Consider the following 24,869-nt stretch of genomic DNA (forward strand, 5'->3'; position numbering starts at 1 on the left):
GTCCGAACCGGTCGGACTTCATTTATCTATTATGATACTATAATCTATTGTGGAGAGCGGCAACCGTTTGCCCTGCGATACCGCCGCGATCCGCGATTGGTGCGAGGTCGGAAAAGCCGCTATTTTGGCGGCCAAACAAAAGCGATTCTGAGGAATGAGCAGGTTGAAAGCACGCAAGATGGAGCAAGCCGTCGACAGCGCACCCGATTCCGCCGGCACCGCCTCGCTCGAGAGCTTCCAGCCGCGCGCCCTCTCCCGCGACGACGGCCCGCTCTATCGCCAGCTCGTGACGATCCTGCGCGAGCCGATCGCCAACGGCACGCTGGTGCCCGGAACCTCGCTGCCGCGCGAGGCCGACATCGCCGAGCAGTTCGGCGTCAGCCTGATCACCGTGCGCCAGGCCCTGCGCGACCTCGAGAATGACGGCCTGATCAAGAAGCGCGCCGCCAAGCCGGCCGTCGTCTCGACGCCGGAATTGCCGGCCAAGCCGAGCTTCGCGTTCCGCAGCTTCGCCCAGATCGCCGAATCGACCAAGGACCGGGTGCTGACGATTCACTCCTACCGCAAGGAGCGCTCCGCCGCGGCGAGCGCCGCCTTCGGCCTGAAGCCGGACGAGACCTGCCACTGCCTGCGCGCGACGCTGCATCAAAAGGATGTGCCCGCCTGCCAGACGACCTTCTATTTTCCGCCGGCGATCGGCGCCCGGCTGAAGCGGACGGATTTCGACGATGTCGTCGTCTTCCGCGCCGTCCAGCGCCATCTCGGCATCCAGCTTTCCAGCGCACGGATCACGGTTCGCGCCGATGTCGCCGACGACGTGCTGGCAGAAACGCTCGACTACAAGGTCGGCGGTCCGATCCTGATCATGGAAATGCTGTACTTCTCGGCCTCCGGCGAGCCGGTCGAACTGACCATCAACAAGAACCGCGCCGATCTCTTCAGCCTTTCCTACGATGCGCCGAACGACATGATCTGACGGCGGTCCGCCGTCTGGACAACCACAAGAGATTATAATAGCATATCTTTATTCGCCGCACGGAGGAGATGCGGCGGACCGTCGGTCCCTTGCAAGGCCGACAGCTTATGGTAGCGTTATCATGACGGATGCCGCCTGTCGGAAGAAGCATCCGCGCGCATGCTCGAAAGCATTCCTTGAGGGAGGAAACACCGTGAAGCGCACTGCCGCCGCACTCGCCGCCTTGTCGGCGATCGTTCTGACGTCGGGTCTCGTTCCGCAGGCCAAGGCCGAGGAAAAGAAGCCCTACAAGATCTATCTCTCCAACAATTTCGTCGGCAATGACTGGCGCCAGCAGATGCTGCGCATCGCCGACACCGTCGTGAAGAAGGCGCCGCTGGCCGGTCGCGTCGACCTGAAGGTCGAGAACGTCGAGACCACCACCCAGGCGCAGATCAACTCGCTCAACAACATCATCCGCACCAAGCCGGATGCGATCCTGATCGACGTCGGCTCGCCGACCGCGTTGAACCCGACGATCGAAAAGGCCTGCGCCGCGGGTATCCTGGTCATCACCTTCGACCAGGTCGCTACCGCCGACTGCGCCTACAAGGTGGAATCGGACTGGAGCATGCTGCCGGCCGTCCAGGCCGAGTGGATCGCCGAGAAGATCGGCGGCAAGGGCAAGGTGTTCGTCGATCGCGGCCTCGCAGGCGCGCCGATCTCCGAACAGCTGCAGTCCGGCTTCGAGAAGGTGCTGAAGAACTATCCCGGCATCGAGATCGTCGGCTACTTCAACGGCAACTACGCGCTCGGACCGGAGCAGGAAGGCGTCGCCTCGCTGCTCGCCGCCCACCCGCAGGTCGACGCCATCCTGACCCAGGGTTATGGCTCGGGCGCCATCAAGGCGCTGCAGGATGCCGGCCGTCCGCTCGTCCCGGTCGCCGGCGGCGGCTACAACACCGCCTCGCTCGTCTGCGCCCAGACCGAAGGCGCCCAGTGCATCCTGGAGACCAACCCGGCCTATCTCTCCGCCGAGGCGCTGAAGCTCGCGGTCGACATCCTCGACGGCAAGGAAGCCAAGGAGAAGCACGTCTTCGTCTACGGCCCCTTCCTGTCGACCGATCCGCAGCCGTCGAAGCTCTATCCGGAAGTCAAAATGCAGAAAATCGAGGTCGGCACCAACGCCTTCCCGGATCTGGCCCCCGGCCTGTCGCTGCCGATCACGCCCGACTGGGTCGAGATCACGCCGCAGGAAGCTGCTGGCTCGTAACGCTGGAACGTTTCCGGCAGGGCGAGGGACCCTCTCGCCCCCGCCCTCTCCCGCACGCGGGAGAGGGAGCAGACCGAGCTTGCCTTGCAGTCCTCGCCGCTTGCGGGAGAGGATTGGCTGAGGAGCTTGCTTGGCGCTCTCTGAACCAGGACGCGCCTCGTCCAGAAATTCCAGACTGAAGGTCCGGCCGCCCATGACCGAACTTCTGACTGCCGCCGCCATTCACAAGCGCTATGGCGGCATCACGGCGCTCAGCCGCGCCGACTTTTCCGCGCGCGCCGGCGAAGTCCACGCGCTGCTCGGCGAGAACGGCGCCGGCAAGAGCACCTTCATCCAGATTCTCGCCGGAGCGGTACGTCCCGATGGTGGCGCGGTGACGCTGGGAGGCATCCCCTATCGCCCGCGCAATCCGCAAGAAGCGCAGCAATCCGGCATCTCGCCGGTCTTCCAGGAGCTCTCGCTCGTCCCCGACCTGACGGTCGAGGAGAACATCTGGTTCCGGCGCGAGCCGCTTTCGGCCGTTCGCACGGTCCGGGCGCGCGCTATGCGCGAAGCGACGCTGGCGCTGTTCGCCCGCCATCATTTCCCCGCCATCCGCCCCGACCAGGAACTGCGCCGGCTGACGCTCGCCGAACGCCAGGTGATCGAGATCGCCAAGGCGCTGTCGCGCGATCCGAAGGTGCTCATCCTCGACGAGGCGACCTCCGCGCTGGGTCCGCAGGAGACGGAATGGCTGCTCGGCCTCGCCAGAGGCCTCGCCGACACCGGCTCGCTGGTGATCTACATCTCGCACCGGCTCGGCGAGGTCCGTCAGATCGCGGACCGCATCACGGTGTTCCGCAACGGCGCGACGGTCGCCGCCTACGAGACGAAGTCCGTCGACGACGAGACGATCATCGCCGACATGCTCGGCCGCCGCATGGACCGGCTCTATCCGGAGCGCAAGGCGACGTCGACCGGAAAGGTTGCGCTCGGCCTCCGCGGTTTCGGCGTCGACCACCGCCTCAGCGACATCGACCTCGACCTGCGCGAGGGCGAGGTGCTCGGGATCGCGGGCATGCAGGGCCATGGCCAGCGCGAATTGTTCCAGGCGCTGTTCGGCATTGGCAGCGCGCGGGGCCGCGTCGAGGTCTGGGGCAAGCCGAAGACGATCCGTGGGCCGCGCCAGGCGCTGACCGGCCGCGACGGCCTGGCGCTGGTGCCGGAGGACCGCCGCAATCACGGCCTGCTGCTTTCCAAGAGCGTACGCGAGAACCTGACGCTCTCCGTCATCCAGCGCTTCACCCGCTTCGGCATCACCGATCCGAAGCGCGAGGGCGCGCTGGTCGACGAGATGATCGCCACGCTGAAGATCAAGGCCGGCACGCCGGAGCAGCCGGCCGGAACCCTTTCCGGCGGCAACCAGCAGAAGGTCATTTTCGGCAAGATGCTCCTGACCGAAGCGCGCATCCTGCTGCTCTACGACCCGACGCGCGGCATCGACGTCGGCACCAAGGGCGAGATCTTCCAGTTGATGCGCGACCTCGCGGCCAAGGGCTACGCCATCCTGTTCTATTCGAGCGACCTCGCCGAACTCGTGCATGTCGCCGATCGCGTCGCCGTGCTGCGCAACGGCCGCCTCGCCGCCGTGCTCGAAGACGAGGCCAACACCGAACACCAGATCCTGCGGGCCGCCATGATCGAAACGAGGGCGGCATGAGCGTCGCGGACCCCATCACCCCGGTGAAAGGCACGGGCGCGGCCATGGCCCGCGACGTCGCGCCCCGGCCGTCGCGCGCCTCCGCCTGGAAGGCGGCGCTTCTCGACCGCGCCTCGCTGATCATTCCCTGCGTGATGCTGGCGGCCCTGCTCGGCCTCTACGCGTCGCTGCGCGACGGCGTCTTCACCATCGACGAGTTGAACCTCGACACCGCGGCGGCGATGACGCTGCTGCTCGCCGCCACCGGACAGACCATCGTGCTGCTGCGCGGCGGCATCGACCTCTCGATCGGCGGCATGATCTCGCTCGGGACCGTGCTGGCCGCAACCCGCTTCGGCACGGATCCGGCGCAGGCCACTGCCTGGGCCCTCGGCATCGTCGCCCTCGGCGCCCTCGTCGGCGCGCTGAACGGCGTGCTGATCACGGCTCTGCGCCTGCAGCCCTTCCTGGTCACCCTCGCCACCTGGTCGATCCTTTCGGGGACGGCGATGATCATCCTGCCGACCGATGGCGGCAGCCTGCCGACCGGGTGGACGATGTTCGGCGTCACCAACTGGCTCGGCCTCTCGACCTCGGTCTGGCTGCTGGCTCTGCTCCTCGTCTTCTGGTTCTGGTTCAAGCGGACGCGGCTCGGCATCGCCATCCGCGCCACCGGCTCGAACGAGCGCTCGGCCTTCCTCTCCGGCGTCTCGCCGATCGGCATCAACATCGCCACCTACGGCCTTTCCGGCCTCTTCGCGGCGCTGGCGGCGCTCTACCTCACCACCCAGACCGGCGCCGGCTCGCCCACCATCGGCAAGGACTACATCCTGCCCTCGGTGGCGGCCGCGGTGATCGGCGGCATCAGCCTGTTCGGCGGCCGCGGCGGCCTGGTCGGCACCGTCATCGGCGCCTTCATCCTGACCATCATCGGCAACCTCGTCTTCGTGCTCGAAGTGTCGAGCTACTGGCAGCCGATCGTCTCCGGCATCATCCTGCTCGTCGCCGTGCTGGCGAGCTCGATCGCCGAGAAATCCGCGCGACGGAGCCTCTCATGAACATCCGCCGGCACCGCGCCATCCTGCTCGCCTATCTCGGCATGATCGTCCTGCTGCTTCTGACCAGCGTCGTCGCGCCAGGCTTCCTGTCGCCGACGCATTTGAGAAGCACCGCCGTGCTCGCCGCCTTCATCGGCATCGTCGCGCTCGGCCAGACCTTCGTCATCATCGGCGGCGGCATCGACCTGTCCGTGCCCTGGGTGCTGAATTCGGCCGCCGTGCTGATGACGCTGCTCGCCGGCAGCCAGGACGCGCCGCTTCTGTGGATCGTGCCGATGCTGCTCGCCGCCGGCGCGCTGGTCGGCATGGTCAACGGTCTCGGCGTCGCCATCTTCGGCGTGCCGCCGATCATCATGACGCTCGCCGTCAACGTCATCCTGCAGGGCGGCATCCTCGTCTACACGGGCGGCGCCCCGACCTCGACCGCACCGGCGGCGATCCAGTTCCTCGCCGTCGGCCGCATCGCCGGCTTTCCCGTCGTGCTGATCCTCTGGATCGTGCTCGCCGCGCTCGCCACCATCTTGTTGTCGAAGACGGCGTTCGGCCGCTATCTCTACGCCATCGGCACCAGCGCCACGGTGGCAGAGTTTTCCGGCGTGCCGACGCTGCGCACCACCGTTCTCGCCTATACGCTCTCGGGCTTCACGGCGGCGCTCGCCGGCATGCTTTTGACCGGCTACACCGCGCAGGCCTATCTCGGCATGGGCGATCCGTATCTCTTCACCTCGATCGCGGCGGTGGCGATCGGCGGCGCGTCGATCCTCGGTGGCAGCGGCCACTATATCGGCACCATCGCCGGCGCCCTCGTCCTTACCATCCTGACCGGATTGCTGCCGGCGCTGAACCTTTCCAGCGGCGCGCTGCTGATCGTCTACGGCGTCGTCATCCTCGTCACCGTCTCGCTCGCCAGCGAGGCACTCTCCAGCCTCTTCACCTTCCTGCCCCGCTTCGGCCGGCCGCGCGGCCCATCTGCCTGAGGAACCACATGACCGATATCGAATGCGTCGTCGACGCCAAGGCGCAACTCGGCGAGAGCACCTATTGGGACCCCAAGGGCCAGCGGCTCTGGTGGATCGACATCTACGCCAAGGCGATCCACTGCTTCGATCCCGAGACGCGCCGGACCGAAACCTATTTCGCGCCGGAGAAGCTCGGCTGTATCGCTCTGCGCGAAAGGGGCGGCCTCGTGCTCTCAATGGCGAGCGGGTTCTATTTCTTCGATCCGGCGACGGGGAAATTCGACCCGATCGTCGACCCGGAAGCGGACCTGCCCGACAACCGCTTCAACGACGGCAAGACCGACCGGCAGGGCCGCTTCTGGTCGGGCTCGATGTTCGAGGCGCCGGGCAAGCCGGTGGTCAAGAATGCCTCGCTCTACCGGCTCGACACCGACCTCTCCGCGCACCGGATCGTCGGCGGCTTCGGCTGCTCCAACGGCCTCGCCTGGAGCCCGGACAGCCGGACGCTCTATTACACCGACAGCCACGGCCCGGTGGTCTGGGCCTGGGATTTCGATCCCGCGACGGGCACGGTCGAGAACCAGCGCGCCTTCTTCGATCTTTCCGGGATGGGCGGGGTGGTCGACGGCTCGACGGTCGACGCCGAGGGCTGCTACTGGGCGACCGTTCCGTTCAAGGGCAAGGTGCTGCGCTACGACCCCGCCGGCAAGCTGATGCGGACGATCGAGCTGCCGACGGACCTGCCGACCTGCTGCGAATTCGGCGGGCGGGACCTCGACGTCCTCTATGTGACGACCGCGATCTACAACCGCACGCCCGAGCAGCTCAAAGGACAGACCAATCCCGGCGGCCTGTTCGCGCTCGACGTCGGCGTCAAGGGCCTGCCGCTGGTGCCCTTCAAGGGCTGACCGCCGCCAACACCACCAAACAGGAACGGTCGGGCAATGCCCCGCCGTTTTCGTATTCGTCGCGGTCGAGCAGGCCAGAGCAGCGGAATCATAGCCCGCGAGTCGGGGATAAGCCCTCCTTCGCGACCCCCCTCAGAAGAAATTCGGCAAGGCTGCGCCCGGCCGCTAAGATGGATTGCCGGACGACCGGCGATTCAGGTGAGGCGACGATGTCGGATGCAACAAGCCGCGAGTTCATGACACCGCGCGACGGAGAGCTCGGGCTGCGAACCCTCTCCAATCCGGCGGGCCTCGCGATCTCCGCCCTGCCGAATGGCGCGATCTTCTCGATCACCCATCGCCCGGAGAAGGGCGCGCCGGTGATGATCAACCAGGTGCTCGGCGCGCCGATCGAGGGCGGCATCGGCCGGATCTGGCTGCGCGTGGGAGGCGCGAACCCGTTCGTGGCTCAGTTGGTCGGCCCGCGCGCCAAGGTGGCGTTCGCGGCCGACGAGAACCAGTTCGCCTGGGACGGCGAAACCAACGGCATCGCGCACAGGGTATCGCTGCGCCTCGACGCCGAGACGACGCGCTGGTCTTGGCGGATCGAAGTCACCAACCTTGGCGACAGCGCCATCCCCTGCGACGTCGTACTGGCGCAGGATCTTGGCCTCGGCGGGCGCGGCTTCCTGATGGGGAGCGAGGCCTATGCCTCGCAATACATCGACCATCGCAAGATCGAGCACCCAACTTTCGGTCCGGTCGTGCTGAGCCGGCAGAACCTTTCGCAGGGCGGCCGCTTCCCCTGGCATGCGCTCGGCTGCATCGAGGGCGCCGTCGCCTTCGCCACCGACGCGATCCAGCTGTTCGGCCCCGGTTTCCGCAGCCGCGACGAGATCGGCAGCCCCTTCGGCACCGACCTGCCGGCAGAAATCTGGCAGCACGAGCTCGCCTGCCCGGCGCTGCAGTCGAAGCCGGCGACCCTGGCGTCGGGCGCGACGACGAACTGGACCTTCTTCGGCCACTTCGTCGCCGACCATCCGCTCGCGTCGAGCGATGCCGATCTCGCCCGTCTCGATGGCATCGCCGCCACGGTCCCAGCCGTTTCACCGGCACCGGCGCCGCTCCCGACCGTGCGCAGCCTGTTGCAGGACGCGCCGGCCCAGGCCGTCCTGCCGCTCGACGGCGATTGGCTCGCAAGGCTCTATCCGGAGCGGCAGTTGGAGGAGCACGGCGAAGGCGGCCTGCTTTCCTTCTTCGTCGCCGACGGTGCGCTGAACCGCCATGTCGTGCTGGCCGGCAAGGAGGATCTTGTCGCCCGCCGCCATGGTGCGATCCTGCGCAGCGGCCAGGGCATGATGCCGGACGAGGCGACGCTGGCCGCGACCTGCTGGATGCATGGTGTGTTCGCGGCACAGCTCACCATCGGCAACACCTCGTTCCACAAGCTGTTTTCCGTTTCCCGCGATCCCTACAACATCACCCGCGCCAGCGGCCTGCGCATCCTGATCGATGCCGGCGAAGGCTGGCATCTTCTCTCGGTGCCATCCGCCTTCGACATGGGGCTCAGCGATTGCCGCTGGATCTACCGCCTCGCCGACCGCACCGTGACCGTCTCGGCCATCGCCTCCGGCGCCGACGCGGCCATGCAATGGCGCGTCGCGGTCGAGGGCACCCCCGCGCGCTTCCTCGTCTTCGGCCAGGTCGTGCTCGGCGAACGCGAATATGAGCAGAGCGGCCGGATCCGCATCGACAAGGCTGCGAAGCGCATCAGCTTCCAGCCCGGCAAGGACTGGCTCTGGGGCCAGAATTTTCCCGACGCCATCTACCATCTCGTCACCAGCACGCCGCAGGCCGTCGAGGCGATCGGCGGCGACGAGCTGCTTTACGAGGACGGTGTCGCGCGCGGCGGCCCCTATGTCGCGCTGCGGACGGAGGCAGCCACCGAGCTCACCTTCGCGGTCGTCGGCTCGATGACCGACGCGACCGAGGCCGCCCGCCTTGCCGATCGCTTCGCCGCCGGTGTCGCGGACGCGGCGCTGCTCCAGCCGGCCGAGGCGTTCTGGAACGGACTGTTGCGCGCGCTGCCCGAGGCGACGGACCCGGACCGACTTGCGGCGGAGGCAACGATACTCCCCTGGCTGGCGCATGACGCCATCGTTCATCTGACCGTTCCGCACGGACTGGAGCAGTATACGGGCGCGGCCTGGGGCACGCGCGACGTCTGCCAGGGGCCGCTCGAATTCATGCTGGCGCTCCGCCAGGACGAAACCGCGCGCGAAATACTGACGACGCTGTTTGCCGAGCAGTACAAGACGCGGGGCGACTGGCCGCAATGGTTCATGCTGCCGCCCTACTCCAACATCCGCGCCGGCGACGCACATGGCGATATCGTCGTCTGGCCGCTGAAGGCGCTCTGCGACTATATCGAGGCGACCGGCGACCTCGCCATTCTCGACGTCCGCCTGCCCTGGCGCCGCGACGAGGACCTGAAGCCGACTGACGAACAGGGCACGATCCGCGCGCATGTCGAGCTTCTGCTCGCCACCGTGCGGCAGCGCTTCATTCCCGGCACGCACCTGATCCGCTATGGCGAGGGCGACTGGAACGACTCGCTGCAGCCGGCCGATCCGCACCTGCGCGACTGGATGGTGTCGAGCTGGACGGTGGCGCTGCTCTACGAGCAGGTGAGCCGCTACGCCGCCATCCTGGAGAGAGCCGGCGACCCGGCGGAGGCGGCGGCGCTTGCCTCGCTCGCCGGCGTCATGCGCGGCGACGTCAACCACTACCTGATCCGCGACGGCGTCATCGCCGGCTATGGCCTGTTCGATCCGGGGCATGACCGGGTCGAACTGTTGCTGCACCCGACCGACCGGCGCACGGGGCTTTCCTATTCACTGATCCCGATGACGCAGGCGATCCTCGGCGGCCTGTTCACCGCCGCGCAGACCCGCAGCCATCTGGAACTGATCCGCGAACACCTGCTCGACCCGGACGGGGCGCGGCTGATGGACAAGCCCGTCGCCTATCATGGCGGCGTCGAGACGCTGTTCCGGCGCGCTGAATCCGCCGCCTTCTTCGGCCGCGAGATCGGTCTCATGTATGTGCACGCGCATCTGCGCTATGGCGAGGCGCTGGCCGTCAGCGGCGATGTCGACGCAGCGCGCGCGGCGCTGGCGCTCGCCAATCCGATCACGGTGACGGAACGGCTGCCGCACGCCTCGCTCCGCCAGCGCAATACCTATTTCAGCTCGAGCGACGCGGCCTTCCGCGACCGCTACCACGCGAGCGCCGAATGGAGCCGGGTGCGCGAGGGCGCGATCGCCGTCGACGGCGGCTGGCGCACCTATTCGAGCGGACCCGGCCTCTACACGCAGATCTTCGTGCGGCGGATCCTGGGGATGCGGCGGGAGTTCGGCGTCGGGGTGGAGACGACTGGGGCAGCCTAGGGGCTACTCCAGCCTCAGCGCCGGCTTGAGCCAGGCGAGGATCGCCTCGATATCGGTCGGCTGCGTGGTGTCGACGTCGAAGCGCGGACCGCGATCGACCGGCGCGGCGCGCTTGGCGAGTTCGATCAACTCCGGAATGAACGCGGCGCCGGGATGGCCGGCATGGCGCTGGTCGAGCCGGTCGCCATAGCGCTTCGCCAGCACCTCGCCCGGCGCATGGCACCAGATCTCCGCCGTCGCCTCGACGCCGGCTCGCTCGATGTGCGCCTCCAGCACCTCGCGCGGCTGAAAGCCGAACCAGGCGTCGATAATGAAGCTCGAGCCATCCGGCGCGTCGCGGATGATCGACCAGATGGCGTGATAGCTCGCCCGCCCGAGCGCGCGATTGAATTCCCGGTCACCGACCCCGAGTTGATCGAAGAACGGCTCCTTGATGGTGTCGAGCGTCAGGATGATCCAGCCGGTCCGACCTGAAATGGCGCGGGCGACCGTGCTCTTTCCCGTGGCGGGGATGCCGTTGACGAGGACTGCGCGCTTCATGAAGTCACGCGGACCGCTCGAGCAGGTTCGGCGCAGCGGGCATTGCGAGCGCTGGCGGTGGCAGCGGCACGCGATGCTCGATCAGGGCGCAGACGGCGGCGCCGATGACGCCGGCATCGTCGCCGAGCTCGGCCGCCAGCACCGGATACTGATACCAGGGCGCCAGCGCCGGGATCTTGAGCAGCGCCTTGTGGGCAGCCTTGCCGAGACCACCGCCGAGAAGCACGAGGTCGGGATCGAAGGCGGCCGAGGCGCTGTCGATCGCGGCGCGGAGCGGGCCGGCCCAGGCGTCCAGCACCTGGCGGGCAGCCTGGCCGCCTTTCGCAGCACGGCGGAAAATGTCGTCGATCGTGGTATCGGCCGGTAGGCCGGCTTCCTGGATATGGCGGGCGAGCGCCGTGCCCGAACTGGTCGTCTCGACGCAGCCGCGACGGCCGCAGACGCAGGCCGCGCCATGGACATCGACGGTGATGTGGCCGAGCTGGCCGGCGGTGCCGCGCCCGCGCAGGATCTGGCCTTCCTGGACGATGGCGCCGCCGATGCCGGTGCCGATCGTGAACATGACCACGTTCTCGCGGCCGCGTCCGGCGCCGACGGCGATCTCGGCGACGAGCGCCATGTTGCAGTCATTGTCGATGATGACCGGCTTGCCGGTCGCCGCCTCGACCCTCTCGGCCAGCGCCGCGCCGGCGAGGTTCAGATAGCCGCCGGAAAGCACGGTTCGACGCCGGGCGTCGACGCGGCCCGGCACGCCGATGCCGATCGACGTGACGTCCGGACGATCGAGCTGGCGCACCAGTTCGATGATGCGGCCGATGGCGGTGTCGGCGTCGCGGTCGATCCGCTCGGACACCCGCTCCAGGATCTCACCCGCGGCGGAAACGCGGGCGGCCCGGAGGTTAGTCCCGCCGATGTCGATGCCGATGGCTGTTGACGTATCAGGCATGATGCACCCGGTCGCCGTAAGATGATTGGATCAGGCCGCCTTGCGCGCCTGGGCCGAATAGCGCGCCAGCACTTCCTGGATCTGGCGCAGGCGCGGCACGGCGATCGTCGTCAGCCGCTCGCGCTGGATGTCCCGGTCGAGATGGATGCAGTCCTTCCAGAGCGCACGGCCCGCGATCACGCCCGACGCGCCGTTCTGCATGGCGATCTCGACCTGGCCGAGGAAGGTCTCGTGGTCGACGCCGGCCGAGAGCACGGCCCAGGGCACGTCACCGGCCATGGCCGAGATCCTGGCGCAGGATTCCGCCGTGCCGGGATAGGGGATCTTCAGCACCTTGGCGCCGAGTTCCAGCGAGATGCGCACGCCTTCCTCGATCAGCCAGGGCGTCTTCGCCTTGTAGTCTTCCTTGCTCTCGCCCTCGAGCTGGTAGGTCAGGAACTCGACCACCAGCAGCAGGTCCTCGCGGGAAAAATCCTCGATCGACTGGCGCAGGATCTCGATATTGGCGATGTTCGCCTCCGGCCTGTCGGCGCGGAGATAGACCATGATCTTGCCGCCCGTGCCGCCGAGTTCGCGGACGCGGCGGGCGGTGACGCCCGGCACCAGCGTCGACAGGCGATAGCCCTCGGGCGAGGTGTTCCAGCCGGAAGCGTCGAGGCCGATCAGAAGCGCCGTATCGCGCGCCAGCGAGCCGTTCTCGATCACATGCGGCACGGCGCAGAGCGGGTCGAGCAGCACGCAGGAAGCCTCGTTGGCGAGATAGCGGGTGATGTCCGACTTGGTCTCGCCCAGTATGTCGTTGCTGATCTTCGCCTGTTCTTCCGGAGACGCCGCGAGCAGCGTGCGCATGCCGCCGCGCTGGTCACAGGCGATCACCATCATGGCGCCGTCGCGCCCGCAGATCTGCTGGTAGCCACGGAATTCCGATGTCGACATACGGGTCATGCTGCGCGGTCCGATTTTGGGCACCGGCCTTGCCGGGCGCTGGCGAAGTTCTTCAAGCCACCGAACCGGTCCATTCTACCGCAACTGGCGGCGAAATCCCGATCCCTTGCCGATGCCCGTCGCTTTTATGGACCGCCCCTGCCCGAATGGACTATGCACGGAAGGCTGGCGGTTCGAGCACGCGGCGTCTCTGCGGTGGCTCCCTCAAGCTGATGCGTGTATGTGTATCATCTTTCAGAAAGGAATTTCAAGCTGTCCTCTTCGTCATCCCAGGACACCGCTGCGACCCGCACGATGCTGCACACCGTCGCCAAGCTGCACTACGAGGCCGACCTCTCGCAGGTCGAGATCGCGCGTCGGCTGAACGTCTCGGCGGCGACGATCTCCCGGCTGTTGCGGCGCGCGCGCGACGAGGGGATCGTGCGGATCGAGATCCCCGACATCGCGACGCCGGAAGAGCTCAACCAGCGGCTAGTCGAGGCGCTCGGGCTGAAGCAGGCGGCGGTGGTCGATGCACCCGAGGCGGGCGTCATGGCGGCTCTCGCCGCCCCGGTCGGCAATCTTCTGCGCGATGCCGGGCTGAAACAGGACTCGGTGCTGGCGATCGGCTGGGGCCGCGCCATCCGCGAGGTGATCCAGGCCGGCCTGCCGAGCCTTCCCGGCGTCATCACCGTGCCGGCGACCGGCGGCATGCAGCAGTCGGCCGCGCACTTCCAGATCAACGAGTTCGTCCGCCTCGCCGCCGAGCAGATGGCCGGCACGCCACATTTCATCCATGCGCCCTACCTGCCCTCGCCGGAGACCCGCGACGCCTTCCTGAGCGATCCGATCATCCGCGAGAACGTCGCGCTCTGGGAAAGGCTCGACGCAGCGCTCGTCGGCATCGGCCTGACGCATACGGCCGAGGGCCCCTCCTCGGCGACGCCGCACGAGCAGGCGCTCGCCCACGCCGCCGGCGACGTCGTCCGCCACTATTTCGATGTCGAAGGCCATGCCCTGCCCTGGGAGGGTGAGGACCGCCTGATCGCCATCTCGCCGTCGCAACTGCGCGCCACGCCGCTGGTGATCGGTGTTGCTGTCTCGGCCGGCAAGGTGCCGGCGATCCTCGGCGCCGTCCGGGCCGGGCTCGTCAATGCGCTGGTGACCGACGTCCGCACGGCGCAGGCGGTGCTGGACAGCCTCTGACGCGATATCCGGACGAAAATGGCGGCCGCGCGAAGGCGGCCGCCACAGGCTGGAAGTCGAAACGGTGCTGGAGGTCGATTTCAGCCGCCGACCATCAGCTTGACGATCTCGTCCGGGTTGGTGTCGGCGATCTTGCGTTCTCCGGCGAGCGACCCGCGACGCAGGACGACGATGCGGTCGGCGACCGCGAAGATGTCCTGCAGATTGTGCGAGATAAAGATGATCGCCCGACCCTGCGCCTTCAGGTTCTGGATCAGCGACACGACCTTGCGCTGCTCGGGCACGCCGAGCGCCGCGGTCGGCTCGTCCATGATCAGGACACGGGCGTTCCAGTAGATCGCCCGCCCGATCGCCACCGCCTGCCGCTGCCCTCCCGAGAACCGTCCGACCGGCGCATCGAGCCGGTTCACATGGAAATCGAGCCGCGCCATCGTCTCCTTCGCGGCCTTGGCCATGGCCGGCCGGTCGAGAACCGGGATGAAGCCGAAGACGCGCTTCATCGGCTCGCGGCCGAGGAAGATGTTGGCGCCGATCGACAGGTTATCGGCGAGCGCGAGGTCCTGGTAGATCGTCTCGATGCCATGCGCGCGGGCGGCTTCAGGCGTGGCGAAGTTGACCACCTCGCCGCCGAAACGGATTTCGCCGCCATCGGGGCCATGCACGCCGGAGATCGTCTTGATCAGGGTCGACTTGCCGGCGCCGTTGTCACCGGCAAGCGCCACGACCTCGCCGGGGTAGAGCGACATCGAGACCCCCTTCAGGGCCTCCACGCCGCCGAACCGCTTGTAGACGGAGCGGACGTCAAGCACGGGCTCCTGGGACGGCAGTCTGGTTTGCACGGACATCTAGCGATCCCCACCGAGCTTGCGCTGCGTCTGGTCGACGAGCACGGAGATGATGATGACGACGCCGACGGCGACGAACTGCCAGAACGGCTCGACATTGATGAAGACGAGACCGTACTGGATCACCGCGATCACCAGGGCGCCGGCAACCGTGCCAAGGATGGTGCCCGAGCCGCCGAACAGGCTGGCGCCGCCGATCACGACCGCAGCGATCGAGTCGAGCAGCAATGGTTCGCCGGCCTGCGCCGCACCTGCCGTGAAGCGCGCCGCGTAGAGCACGCCGCCGAGGCCGGCGCAGAGCGCCGAGAGGAGGTAGAGCTTGCGGATATGGCGCGGCACGTTGATGCCGGAGCGGATTGCCGCCTGCTCGTTGGCGCCGATGGCATAGGTGTGCTGGCCGAAGCGGGTCTGCGACAGGACATAGTGCATCAGCAGCACGAACAGGATCGTGATGACGACGATGACGGGGATGCCGAAGATGCGGCCGTTGCCGAGCGAGGCGAACCAGGCATTGGCGACCGGGACCGTGGTGCCGCCGGCAAGCAGGAAGGCGACGCCGCGCGCCACGCCGAACATGCCGAGCGTGCCGATGAAGGGCGGCACCTTCAGCTTGGAGATCAGGAAGCCGTTGACGAAGCCCGGTCCGAGCGCGACCAGGAGGCCGGCCAGGATGCCGACCAGCATCGCCGCGAAGGGCGGCAGCGAATGGCCGGCGAGATTGGTGGCATGCGCCGCGATGACGGCGGCAAGGCCCATGATGAAGCCGACCGAAAGATCGATGCCGCCGGAAATGATGACAAAGGTCGATCCGAGCGCCAGAAGCAGGGGGGCGACGGCGAAGATCGCGATCGACTGGGCGTTATAGGCCGAGAACAGGAAGGTCTGGCCATAGCTGACCCGGGACCATGTCTCGAAGAAGATCAGCAGCAGAGCGAGGAACAGCCAGGCGCGCAGGGCCGCAATGCGAACGATCAGCTGACGTGACCGGGACTGGGTGGGGTCCGCGCGCGATTCCGTAGACGTATGGGCGGACATGCGCCACTCCGTAACAGGTATCGAACAGAAGGGGAGCGCCGCCGGACCGGTGGCCCGACGGCGCCGGCGGCTCAATCCTTGTAGATGAACTGCGCGATTTCCGGCTTGTCGACGTTATCCTTGTCCATCACGGTGAAGCCGGTGCCGATCGAGACCGGGATCGACTGGCCCGTGAGATGGGCGAAGGCGGAGATCAGGCCGTAGTAGCCGATTTCAGCCGGATGCTGGGCGATGGCGATATCGACCAGGCCCGACTTGATGTTGTCCACGATCGACGGCGGTGCGTCGAAGGCGACGACCTTGACCTTGCCGGTCTGGCCGGCCTGCTGGACGCCATTGGCGGCGCCGAGGGCCGAGAACAGGTTGGCGCCGAAGACGCCGGCGAGGTCGGGGTTGCGGGCGAAGACCGACTGCAGCTGCGAGGCTGCCTTGTTCGAGTCGTTGTCGTTGAACTGGGTTTCCAGGACTTCGATTCCCGGGAAGTTCTTCATCTCGTCCTTGAAGCCTTCTTCGCGCTGGTCGGTCGTCGAGACGCCCGGCTTGACGTTCGAAACGAAGACCTTGCCCTTTTCGCCGATTGCCTTGGCGAGCGAGCGGGCGGCGATGCGGCCGCCGAGCACGTTGTCCGAGGCGATGTAGGCGAGCGGGAAGTCGGCATCGCCGGCGCCGGTCTGATAGTTGCCGGTGCCGATGAAGGTATCGACGGTGATGACCGGAATGCCGGCCGCCTGGGCCTTCTTGAGCGGCTCGACCAGCTGGACCTTGTCGGTCGGGGCGATCAGGATCGCGTCGGGCTTGCGGGCGATGATGGCGTCAAGCACCGGAACCTGCAGGACCGGGTTGAATTCCGGCGCGCCCTGGAAGACGAGCTCGGCGCCGACCGCCTTGGCCGCAGCCTCGGCGCCCTTGCGCATGGTGATGTAGAAGCCGTCCGTCGTCAGGCCCGGGATCAGGGCGACGGTGAACTTCTTGTCCTGGGCGTGGGCCGCGATCGAGCTGGTCAGGACGGTCGCCCCGACAGCAAGAGCCGCAAGTGCAGTAACGATTCTCTTCATGGCGTTCCCTCGTGTTTGCCTTGAATTGCAAGCTGTTGCCTAGCAACGGTGGTTCATCCGCCGACGCCCTTCTTCGGGACTGTTCGTGCGGATGGTCTCGGCCGGCAACGGCGCCTGCGGCGACCGATGCGACCTTGATTGGGCGCTGGCGCGCCATGCGCGCCGGAACTGAAAATCGAATAGCGAAGAATTTCGGCAAGCAACGTCACAGACTGACGCATCAAACGTCAGACAAAATAATCCTGATCGCGCTCTATCACAGGCAACGCCGAGACTAATCCAGCAAATCCGGCTGATGGCCCCGCAGAGCCAAGCCCTCCCATTTCTTATTTGTTGAGGGAAGCCTAGATGCGCGCTTCGACGAGGTCAATCCGATATTTTACGCAAGCTAAGTTTGCACGCCTGCCTCTAGGGCATACCCAAGCGGAATTGGCAGATTCCCGCCAATTCCGAGCCGGCCACCTTGCGCGGCGAGCGTTGCTCACCGCGTCCCGGCCGCGAAAAGCGGGTCAGATGTCCTGGTTCTGCGGCAGGATGACCAGATCGCGGATCGTGACATTGGCCGGCCTGGTCAACATGAACAGCACCGCGTCGGCGATGTCCTCGGACAGCAATCCCTCCCGCGCCGCCGCCTTGGCGGCGATCACGCCCGGGTCGGAATAGCCCCAGAGCTCGTTCAGAACGACGCCCGGCGCGACGGCGCCAACCCGCACGCCGTGCGGCGCGACCTGGCGGCGGACGCCATGCACGAAGGCCTGCACCGCATGCTTCGTGGCGCTGTAGACCGGCTCCCACGGAATCGCCTGATGGCCGGCGACCGAGCTGGTGACGATCACCTCGCCCGAGCCGCGTTCGATCATGCCGGGCAAGACCGCGCGCACGGCGCGGAACACGGCGTTGATGTTGACACCGATCACCTCGTCGAAATCGTCGGCCTTGCCGTCGACGAGATCGCCCGAGAGATAGAGGCCGGCATTGGCCAGCAGGATGTCGATCTGGCCGAAGCGGGCGACGGTCTCGGCGATGGTGCGCTCGACCTCGGCCGGCTTGGTCAGGTCGGCGGCGATGACAAGCGCCTCGGCATCCGGGAATTCGCTGCGAACCGCCTGAAGACGTTCCGCCGAACGGCCGACGAGCGCGAGACGCACCCCCTGCCCGGCCAACATGCGCGCCATGGCGCGGCCGATGCCTGAACTCGCGCCGGTAACCAGCGCGACTTTTCCCTTGAGATCACGGCTCATGCTGACCCTCCCCGGTCGCACGACGGAGCAGGCCGCCGGAACGTCCGTCCGGTTTCGGCGCTTCGTCGATGATGCGTGCTGGCTTGGGCCCGCGCGCGAGACATTCAGTCCCGCGCCTCCTCCCGGTCCCGCAACCCTTCCCGGAGGCTAACATTCCGCCCCAGTACGTCAACTTGGAAATTTGCACGCGTAAAGCAGTCTGTTAGTCTGCCTTTACGTCTCCCGTCCGGCCTTGCCCGAAAATTCGGCAAGGCGTCTCGACGCGTCGACGGGACGTCTATCTCGGCCGCCGTGAAGCACGGCTGCATGCCCCGCCAGAGCCTGAAGTTGAAAGAACGCGAATGACCGATCGCACCATCAAGAACATGGCGGAGTTCTCGGCGCTGAGCGGCATTTCGCGACCGACGGTCTCGAAATATTTCAACGACCCCGACAGCGTGCGCAAATCCACCCGCGCGCAGATCGAGAAGGCGCTGGCGAAATACGAGTACCGCCCCAACCTCTTCGCGGTGAACCTGAACAAGAAGCGGCCGAAGATCGTCGGCCTGATCGTGCCGGACACGGCCGACACGTTCTTCTCCGAACTGGTGCGCCGGATCGAGATGCGCTGCGTCGAGCGCGGCTACCTCGCGATCGTGCTTTCGTCGCGCGGCGATGCGCAGCTGGAGGCCCGCTCGATCGAGACGCTGCTGTCGCTGAAGATCGCCGGCGCCATCGTAGCCCCGCTTGGCGTCCACTCCGACCAGCAGTTGATCCGCAGCCTCAGGGCGCGAATCCCGATGGTCTTCCTTGATTCGAGCCTCGACGAGGACACGCCCTTCGTCGGCACCAACAATTTCCAGAGCGTCCCGCTGATCACCGAGTATCTGTGCCGCAGCGGCGACGCGCCGACCTATTTCGACATGCCGGCCGTCAACCAGAACGGGCCAGAGCGCAAGCTGGCCTATGTCACGACCATGCAGCGCCTCGGCCTCAAGCCCGAGGTGGTGGCGGTGACGGCCAAGAATGACTGGCGCTTCGAGGATATAGCCTTCGAGGAAGCGCAGCGCGTCCTGCGGGGGCCGGGCTTCCCGACCCGCACGGTTCTCTGCGCCAATGACCGCTGCGCCGTCGGCGTCATGGCCGCGGCCTTCCAGCATGGTCTCCGCATCGGCCGCGAACCCGGCTGCGACATCCGCATTGCCGGCCATGACGACCAGCCGCACAGCCGCTATGGCTGCCCGCCGCTGACGACGGTGGCGCAGGATTTCGACCAGCTCGCCCAGAACGCCGTCTCGATCCTGCTGGAGCGCGTGGAGAGCGAGGATGCCGCTGACGGCGATCGGCCGCCGCAGCAGCTACGTCTCGAGGGCAAGCTGGTGATGCGAGCCTCGGCCTGAAGCGGCTCGGTCAGGCCGGGACGCCCTCCAGGCAGGCGGCGACGAACGGTCGGAGACGCGGATCGTCGAAATGCGGGATGGCGAGCCCCGCTCCCTCCTGCAGCAACCGTTCGGCCGGCAGGCCCGTCGTAAGGCCGACGACGGCAAGCCCCGCAGCCACGGCGGCGCGGATCCCGGAGATCGAATCCTCGAAGGCGACGCTGTGCGCGGCCGAGCCGCCTAGGCGCTCCAGCCCGACGAGATAGGGCAGCGGATGCTGCTTGGCGTGGGCCAGTTCATCGCCGATGACCACCGTCGCGAACCGTTCGGCAAGGCCGATGCCGGCGAGTTCCTGCTCGGCATTCGGACGCGGCGCGTTGGTGACCACGCCGTAGCGCGCGCCGGTATTGTCGACCCAGCCGAGGAAATCGAGCAGCCCTTCGGCCGGCACGAGGTCGGTCGCCAGCGAGCGGAAGAGTACCTCTTTCGCCTCGACCAGCGCCGCTCCCTCCTCGCGGGAAAGCGCGGGCACGAGATCGGCGAGAATGGTTTCGTTCGGAAAGCCCATTACCTGTGTCCGGTAGCGCTGCGGGTCGAGCGCGACACCGAGACGGGCGACCTGTTGCCGCCAGGCCTCGTAGTGCAGGTGATCGATATCGAGCAGCGTCCCGTCGAGGTCGAACAAGAGAACACCGGACATCAGAAGCTCCATTTCGAGGCCGTGAAGATCAAGCCCTCAGCCGAAAGGCTAGAAATATCGGCGATTGTCTGGAAATTGCGGGCTAACGCGCTTCGGCCCAATCGATCGAGCCGTCCGAGGCCTGGACCTGGTTGCGCCCGGACACCTTGGCCCGGTAGAGCGCATCGTCGGCGCGCCGGTAGAAGTCGCTCAACACGTCGTCCGGACGGCTCGACGTGAGGCCGGCGGAGAAAGTGTAGGAAAAGTCGGGATAGTTGGCGAGCGGCTTCGACAGGCGCACAACGGTCAGCATCCGCTCCAGCATCAGCCTGGCGTGTTCCAGCGGCGTATCCGGGAAAGTCAGCGCAAACTCCTCGCCGCCCATGCGCCCGAAACAGTCCGACCGCCGCAGCTGGCCCTGGATCTTGCTGGCAAAGTCCTGCAGCACAAGGTCGCCGGTCTGGTGGCCGAAGCGGTCGTTGACCAATTTGAAATTGTCGAGGTCGATCACCGCGAGGCAGCCGGCATGCTGGGGCGAGACATGATGATCGGCAAGGATCTGTTCGATCCGGGCGGTCAGGAATCGCCGGTTGGCGACGCCGGTCAGGTCGTCGGTGTAGGACGCCTTGATGGCGACGTCGCGCGCCTGGCGAACCGAGCGCTCGTCGGCGCGGATATGGCTGATGTCGCTGGCGATGCAGAGCATCCAGCCATCGCCTTCGACCGTCTCCGTCATCCAGAGCCAGCGTCCGTCATGCAGGTCCGTCTCGAAGGCGCGAAAACCCGTCTTGCCGCGACGCGACAGGGTGGAGGTCAGCCAGGACTCAAGATCAGGGACACGCAGAACCGTGCCGCGATCGAGCGCATGGTTGCGGCGCATGATCTCCGCCCAGGTCGGCGCCTCGTCCGCCTCGACGAAATAGGCGGCGCGAAAGGCCGGATTGGCATAGCGAAGCCGGTCGAAGCCGTCATAGACCGCGACTAGGACATCCGAAGCATCATAGAGTTGTGCAATCCTCGAACAGATGCTCGCGTCCAACCAACCGTCTCCACCGCTCCACACGCCGCGCCGGCCTTCGAGAAGGCAGCTTCGGATGCGCGAACTTTGCCGCGCAAAGGTAGCGGAACTGGCAACGCTCTGCCAGCACCGCCGCGAGCGATGTTCGGGACTGCGGCGGGCTCTTCCCAGGCGAAGCTCGCGGTCAGGCCTGGGCGAAGGCGGCGGTCAGGACGTCGTTCTCGGTCAACCCTTGGTTGGCTGCGAGCATGGTCTGCCGGCCGCGCGACAGCACCATGACGGTCGAGGCGAGCGCCAGCACTTCCGGCAGCTCCGACGAGACGAAGACGACGCTCATGCCCTTCTTCGCCAGATCCTGGATCTGCCTGTAGATGTCCGCCTTGGTGCGGACATCGACGCCATGCGTCGGCTCGTCGAGGAACAGGATATCCGGCTCGGAGGCGAGGCAGCGGGCGAAGATCACTTTTTGCTGGTTGCCGCCGGACAGGCGCCGGATGGGCTGCTCCGGCCCCTCGCTGACAATGCCGAGCGCCTCGCGGAAGCGGGAAAACAGCGACTTTTCGGCGCCGAGGTCGAGGATGCCGCTGCTCTTCTGCCGCTTCGCCACGGCGACGTTCTCGGCCAGCGACAGGCTGGGCAGGATGCCGTTGGTCTTGCGGCCTTCGGGGAGCAGCGCCAGGCCGCTTCGCCACGCCTCGGTGGCATTCCCCGGCACGACGCCGTCCGGTCGCGAGATCGAGCCGACGGCGAGCGGCCGCATGCCGCAGAGGAGTTCCAGAAGTTCCGTGCGCCCGGCACCGACCAGGCCGAAGATGCCGAGGATCTCGCCCTTGCGAAGCGCGAACGAGACGGGCCCGACGCGGCCCTTGTCGGCGATCGCATCGGCCTTCAGCCGGATCGGCGCATCGGCCGCGATAGCGGGCGCATCGAGCGCATCGAAGGTGAAGGCGCGCCCGGTCATGTCGGCGATGATGCCGGCCCGGGTGGTCTCTGCCACCGGCCGATCGCCGACGACGCGGCCATCGCGCAGCACCACGACCCGGTCGGAGATCGCGAACACCTCGTCGAAGCGATGGCTGATGAAGATGATGGCGACGCCATGGGCGCGGAGGTCCCGCACGATCGCGAACAGCGCCTCGGCCTCATGCGGCGTCAGCGAGGCGGTCGGCTCGTCAAGGATGAGCAGGCGGGCATTGCGCGCCAGTGCCTTGGCGATCTCGACGATCTGCTGCTCGGCGGTCGACAGCGAACCGGCCTCGACGCGCGGATCGATATGCGCGGCGCCCACCCGCGCCAGTAGCTCGCGCGCCTTGGCGGCCAGCGACTTGCGGTCGATGAAGCCGGACCTGCCGGTCCTGTAGTCGCCGATGAACAGGTTTTCCATCACCGACAGCGAGGAGATCAGCGAGAGTTCCTGGTGGATGTGGATGATGCCGGCGTCGAGCGCCGAGCGAGTGTCGCGGAACACCGTCTCCGCGCCGTTCCAGGCGATCGTGCCACCGTCGCGCGGCAGCGCGCCGGAGAGGATGTTGACGAAGGTCGACTTGCCGGCCCCGTTCTCGCCGAGGAGCGCCACGACCTGCCCGGCCGAGATATCGAAATCGACCCCGTGCAGGACGCGGTTCTGGTCGAAGGACTTGGCGATGCCGCGGGCGGAGAGAAGGCAGTCGGTCATGGGGATCTCGGATTGGGGATTGGAACCCTCCCCCGCGTACGGGAGAGGGAGTTTGCGATGGGGCGAAAGCGCCGGAGGCTCAGGTCTTGGCGCCCTTGCCGAGCACGACCGGGGCGTCGATCGCGATCTCGGCCGGATAGGTGGCGCCGAAGCCCAGCATATTGTGCAGCATGACGATGCTGTCGAAGGCCTGGCGCGCCGGCGCCTGATCGATCAGCGCGAGGATCTCGCCGCCGTCCTTGTACTGCTGCTTCTCCGGCAGGTTGTCGTAGCCGACGACGCCGACCTTGCCGGTCGCCTTGGCGTCGCGCACCGCCTTGGCCGCCGCTTCCGAACCGCCCGCCGTCACGTAGATGATCGACAGGTCCGGGTTCGAGGTCATGACGTCGGTCGCCTGCGAATAGGCGGTGGCGTCGTCGTCCTTGCACTCGAACGGGCCGACGATGGTGATGTCGGGGTAGTTCTTCTTGATGAGGTCGAGCGCGCCGTTCATGCGGGCGTCGTGCTGGGCCGCGCCGAGATAGCCGGTGATGACGGCGATCTTGCCCTTGCCGCCGGTCTGCTTGGCGATGAACTCGCCCGCCTTCGCGCCGGCGTCATAGGCGAGCATGCCCATCGAGACGTTGCGGTTCGACTTCTCGGCCGAGTCGGCGATGAAGGAGATGAACGGCACGCCCTCGGCGACCACCTCGTTCACCTTGGCGACGGTGCCGTCGAAGATCGGCACGGCGGCGATGCCGTCATACTGCTTGGTCAGCGCGCCATCGATGCCGGCGACCATGACCTCGGCGGTCAGGCCGGTGCCGAGCTGGATGTAGTCGACCGCCGTGTTGAGCGGCTTCAGGTATTCCGTCGCCGCGACGATGCCCTTATCGGCGGCTTCCCAGAAGGACGAGCCCTGGAACGACAGCACGGCGAGGCGGAGCGGCTTCGGCGCCGGGCCCTGGGCGACGATGGTGCCACCAACGGCCTTGGCGGCTTCGGAGAGGGCTGCTTCCTCGGCCAGCGCCAGGCGCGGCACCAGCGGCAAGGCGAGGCCGGCTGCCGAGAGCATCAGGAAGCGGCGGCGATCGAATGTAGTCATGGTTTCCTCCAGAGTTGAACTTGGTGAGACGTCGGCGGTCGCGACCGCCTCAGTCTTCTTCGCTGCGGCGGTTCAGGCTGTCCGCGCCAACGGCGAGGATGACGACGAGACCAATGGTGATGGTCTGCCAGTAGCCCGAGACATTGAGCAGGACGAACGCGTTGCGGAGCAGGCCGATCAGCGCCGCGCCAATAACGACGCCGCCGATCGAGCCGCGACCGCCGGCCAGGGCGACACCACCGAGGATGACCGCGGCGATGACGTCGAGCTCGTAGCCGAGGCCGAGATTGGGATTGGCGTTGGTCAGCATGCCGCCGAGCAGCAGGCCGCCGAGGCCGGCGAGGCTGCCCGAGACGGTGAAGACGAGAATGCGCGTCTTCGCCACGTCGATGCCGGCGAGCCGCGCGGCGCGGGCATTGTCGCCGACCGCATAGACGTTGCGACCCCAGCGCGTCCGCGTCGCGAACAGCCAGACGAGGATCGTCAGCACGACGAGCAGAATAAACTGCACCGGCAAGCCGCCGATCTTGCCGTAGCCGAGAAACGCCGCCCAGTTGTCGAAGCGCTGCGGATTGCCGTTGGTGATCAGCAGCGCCGCGCCCCGCGCGATCGACAGCGTGCCGAGCGTGGTGATGAACGGATTGATCCGTAGCTTGGTGATCAACACGCCATTGGCGAAACCGATCGCCATGCCGATGCCGATCGCGCCGGCGATGCCAAACGACGGCATGCCGGTTGTCGCCGAGACGATCGCGCCGGTGACGGCCGAAAGGCCGATCACCGAGCCGACCGACAGGTCGATGCCGCCGGCGATGATCACCAGAGCCTGGCCGAGCGCGACGATGCCGACGACCGAGATCTGGCGCGCGACATTGGAAAGGTTGCGCCCCGTCAGGAAGAACTCGCTGGCGAAGGTCAGGCCGATGAAGACAAGAACGAGCATCGCGAGAACGGTCGCCTCGCGGCGCGTCCGCACGAAGCGGACGACATTGGCAGCAGTCATG

General features: G+C 67.0%; 21 protein-coding genes. 9 read left to right on the forward strand and 12 right to left on the reverse strand.

The features are described from left to right. Positions 1-163: 163 nt before the first annotated feature. From WFK98_RS10070 to WFK98_RS10100, 7 genes are all read left to right on the forward strand, one after another. On the forward strand, positions 164-976 hold the full coding sequence (locus WFK98_RS10070; RefSeq protein ID WP_266337868.1) for a GntR family transcriptional regulator: 813 nt from the start codon (positions 164-166) through the stop codon (positions 974-976). Between the two features lie 193 nt (positions 977-1,169). Further along, a complete protein-coding gene (locus WFK98_RS10075) occupies positions 1,170-2,228 on the forward strand; it encodes a sugar ABC transporter substrate-binding protein (protein ID WP_336800108.1) in 1,059 nt (352 codons plus the stop codon). Positions 2,229-2,421: 193 nt separating this feature from the next. Next, positions 2,422-3,927: a sugar ABC transporter ATP-binding protein gene (locus WFK98_RS10080; protein ID WP_336800109.1), complete on the forward strand. Its 1,506-nt coding sequence runs from the start codon at positions 2,422-2,424 to the stop codon at positions 3,925-3,927. Then, on the forward strand, positions 3,924-4,964 hold the full coding sequence (locus tag WFK98_RS10085; RefSeq protein ID WP_336800110.1) for an ABC transporter permease: 1,041 nt from the start codon (positions 3,924-3,926) through the stop codon (positions 4,962-4,964). Before WFK98_RS10080 ends, WFK98_RS10085 begins: the two co-directional genes overlap by 4 nt. Then, complete coding sequence (locus tag WFK98_RS10090) at positions 4,961-5,941, forward strand: ABC transporter permease (protein WP_336800111.1); 981 nt, start codon at positions 4,961-4,963, stop codon at positions 5,939-5,941. Before WFK98_RS10085 ends, WFK98_RS10090 begins: the two co-directional genes overlap by 4 nt. A gap of 8 nt (positions 5,942-5,949) precedes the next feature. Next, entirely contained in the window at positions 5,950-6,831 is an 882-nt protein-coding gene (locus tag WFK98_RS10095; protein ID WP_336800112.1) for an SMP-30/gluconolactonase/LRE family protein, read from the forward strand. Between the two features lie 209 nt (positions 6,832-7,040). Further along, entirely contained in the window at positions 7,041-10,259 is a 3,219-nt protein-coding gene (locus WFK98_RS10100) for a cellobiose phosphorylase (protein ID WP_336800113.1), read from the forward strand. A gap of 3 nt (positions 10,260-10,262) precedes the next feature. Here the strand turns inward: WFK98_RS10100 and WFK98_RS10105 are convergent, their stop codons facing one another. Genes WFK98_RS10105 through WFK98_RS10115 form a run of 3 tightly spaced genes read right to left on the reverse strand, consistent with a single transcriptional unit; the run spans position 10,263 to position 12,690 of the window. After that, positions 10,263-10,799, reverse strand: coding sequence for an AAA family ATPase (locus WFK98_RS10105; protein ID WP_336800114.1), 537 nt, complete (start codon positions 10,797-10,799; stop codon positions 10,263-10,265). Between the two features lie 4 nt (positions 10,800-10,803). Then, positions 10,804-11,745 (reverse strand): ROK family protein, encoded by a 942-nt coding sequence (locus WFK98_RS10110; RefSeq protein ID WP_266337877.1) that lies wholly within the window; start codon positions 11,743-11,745, stop codon positions 10,804-10,806. Between the two features lie 30 nt (positions 11,746-11,775). Further along, positions 11,776-12,690, reverse strand: coding sequence for a tagatose-bisphosphate aldolase (locus WFK98_RS10115; protein ID WP_336800115.1), 915 nt, complete (start codon positions 12,688-12,690; stop codon positions 11,776-11,778). Between the two features lie 294 nt (positions 12,691-12,984). Between WFK98_RS10115 and WFK98_RS10120 the strand changes: the two genes are divergently transcribed. Then, a complete protein-coding gene (locus tag WFK98_RS10120) occupies positions 12,985-13,875 on the forward strand; it encodes a sugar-binding transcriptional regulator (protein WP_336800116.1) in 891 nt (296 codons plus the stop codon). A gap of 80 nt (positions 13,876-13,955) precedes the next feature. Here WFK98_RS10120 and WFK98_RS10125 read toward each other — a convergent pair whose 3' ends face one another. From WFK98_RS10125 to WFK98_RS10140, 4 genes are all read right to left on the reverse strand, one after another. Beyond that, positions 13,956-14,720, reverse strand: coding sequence for an ATP-binding cassette domain-containing protein (locus tag WFK98_RS10125; protein ID WP_266337880.1), 765 nt, complete (start codon positions 14,718-14,720; stop codon positions 13,956-13,958). Next, on the reverse strand, positions 14,721-15,755 hold the full coding sequence (locus WFK98_RS10130; RefSeq protein ID WP_266337881.1) for an ABC transporter permease subunit: 1,035 nt from the start codon (positions 15,753-15,755) through the stop codon (positions 14,721-14,723). A 71-nt stretch (positions 15,756-15,826) separates the two neighbouring features. Further along, the gene (locus tag WFK98_RS10135; RefSeq protein ID WP_266337882.1) at positions 15,827-16,810 is read right to left on the reverse strand and encodes an ABC transporter substrate-binding protein; all 984 of its coding nucleotides are present in this window, start codon (positions 16,808-16,810) and stop codon (positions 15,827-15,829) included. 509 nt (positions 16,811-17,319) lie between these two features. Then, on the reverse strand, positions 17,320-18,051 hold the full coding sequence (locus tag WFK98_RS10140; RefSeq protein WP_266337883.1) for an SDR family oxidoreductase: 732 nt from the start codon (positions 18,049-18,051) through the stop codon (positions 17,320-17,322). 341 nt (positions 18,052-18,392) lie between these two features. Here WFK98_RS10140 and WFK98_RS10145 point away from each other — a divergent pair, with 341 nt between their 5' ends. Further along, positions 18,393-19,430: a LacI family DNA-binding transcriptional regulator gene (locus tag WFK98_RS10145; RefSeq protein ID WP_336800117.1), complete on the forward strand. Its 1,038-nt coding sequence runs from the start codon at positions 18,393-18,395 to the stop codon at positions 19,428-19,430. Between the two features lie 10 nt (positions 19,431-19,440). Here WFK98_RS10145 and WFK98_RS10150 read toward each other — a convergent pair whose 3' ends face one another. The 5 genes from WFK98_RS10150 to WFK98_RS10170 all read right to left on the reverse strand — a co-directional run bounded on the left by WFK98_RS10150 (position 19,441) and on the right by WFK98_RS10170 (position 24,868). Continuing rightward, complete coding sequence (locus WFK98_RS10150; RefSeq protein ID WP_336800118.1) at positions 19,441-20,109, reverse strand: HAD-IA family hydrolase; 669 nt, start codon at positions 20,107-20,109, stop codon at positions 19,441-19,443. An 82-nt stretch (positions 20,110-20,191) separates the two neighbouring features. Continuing rightward, the gene (locus WFK98_RS10155; RefSeq protein ID WP_266337886.1) at positions 20,192-21,127 is read right to left on the reverse strand and encodes a sensor domain-containing diguanylate cyclase; all 936 of its coding nucleotides are present in this window, start codon (positions 21,125-21,127) and stop codon (positions 20,192-20,194) included. 163 nt (positions 21,128-21,290) lie between these two features. Continuing rightward, positions 21,291-22,781, reverse strand: coding sequence for a sugar ABC transporter ATP-binding protein (locus WFK98_RS10160; protein ID WP_336800119.1), 1,491 nt, complete (start codon positions 22,779-22,781; stop codon positions 21,291-21,293). 79 nt (positions 22,782-22,860) lie between these two features. Beyond that, positions 22,861-23,865 carry a sugar ABC transporter substrate-binding protein gene (locus tag WFK98_RS10165; RefSeq protein ID WP_336800120.1) on the reverse strand — a complete coding sequence of 335 codons (1,005 nt, stop codon included), beginning with the start codon at positions 23,863-23,865 and terminating at the stop codon, positions 22,861-22,863. Positions 23,866-23,914: 49 nt separating this feature from the next. After that, the gene (locus WFK98_RS10170; RefSeq protein WP_336800121.1) at positions 23,915-24,868 is read right to left on the reverse strand and encodes an ABC transporter permease; all 954 of its coding nucleotides are present in this window, start codon (positions 24,866-24,868) and stop codon (positions 23,915-23,917) included. Between the last annotated feature and the right edge of the window lies 1 nt (position 24,869).

It is taken from the genome of Kaistia sp. MMO-174 (assembly GCF_037147815.1).
GTDB lineage: Bacteria > Pseudomonadota > Alphaproteobacteria > Rhizobiales > Kaistiaceae > Kaistia > Kaistia nematophila.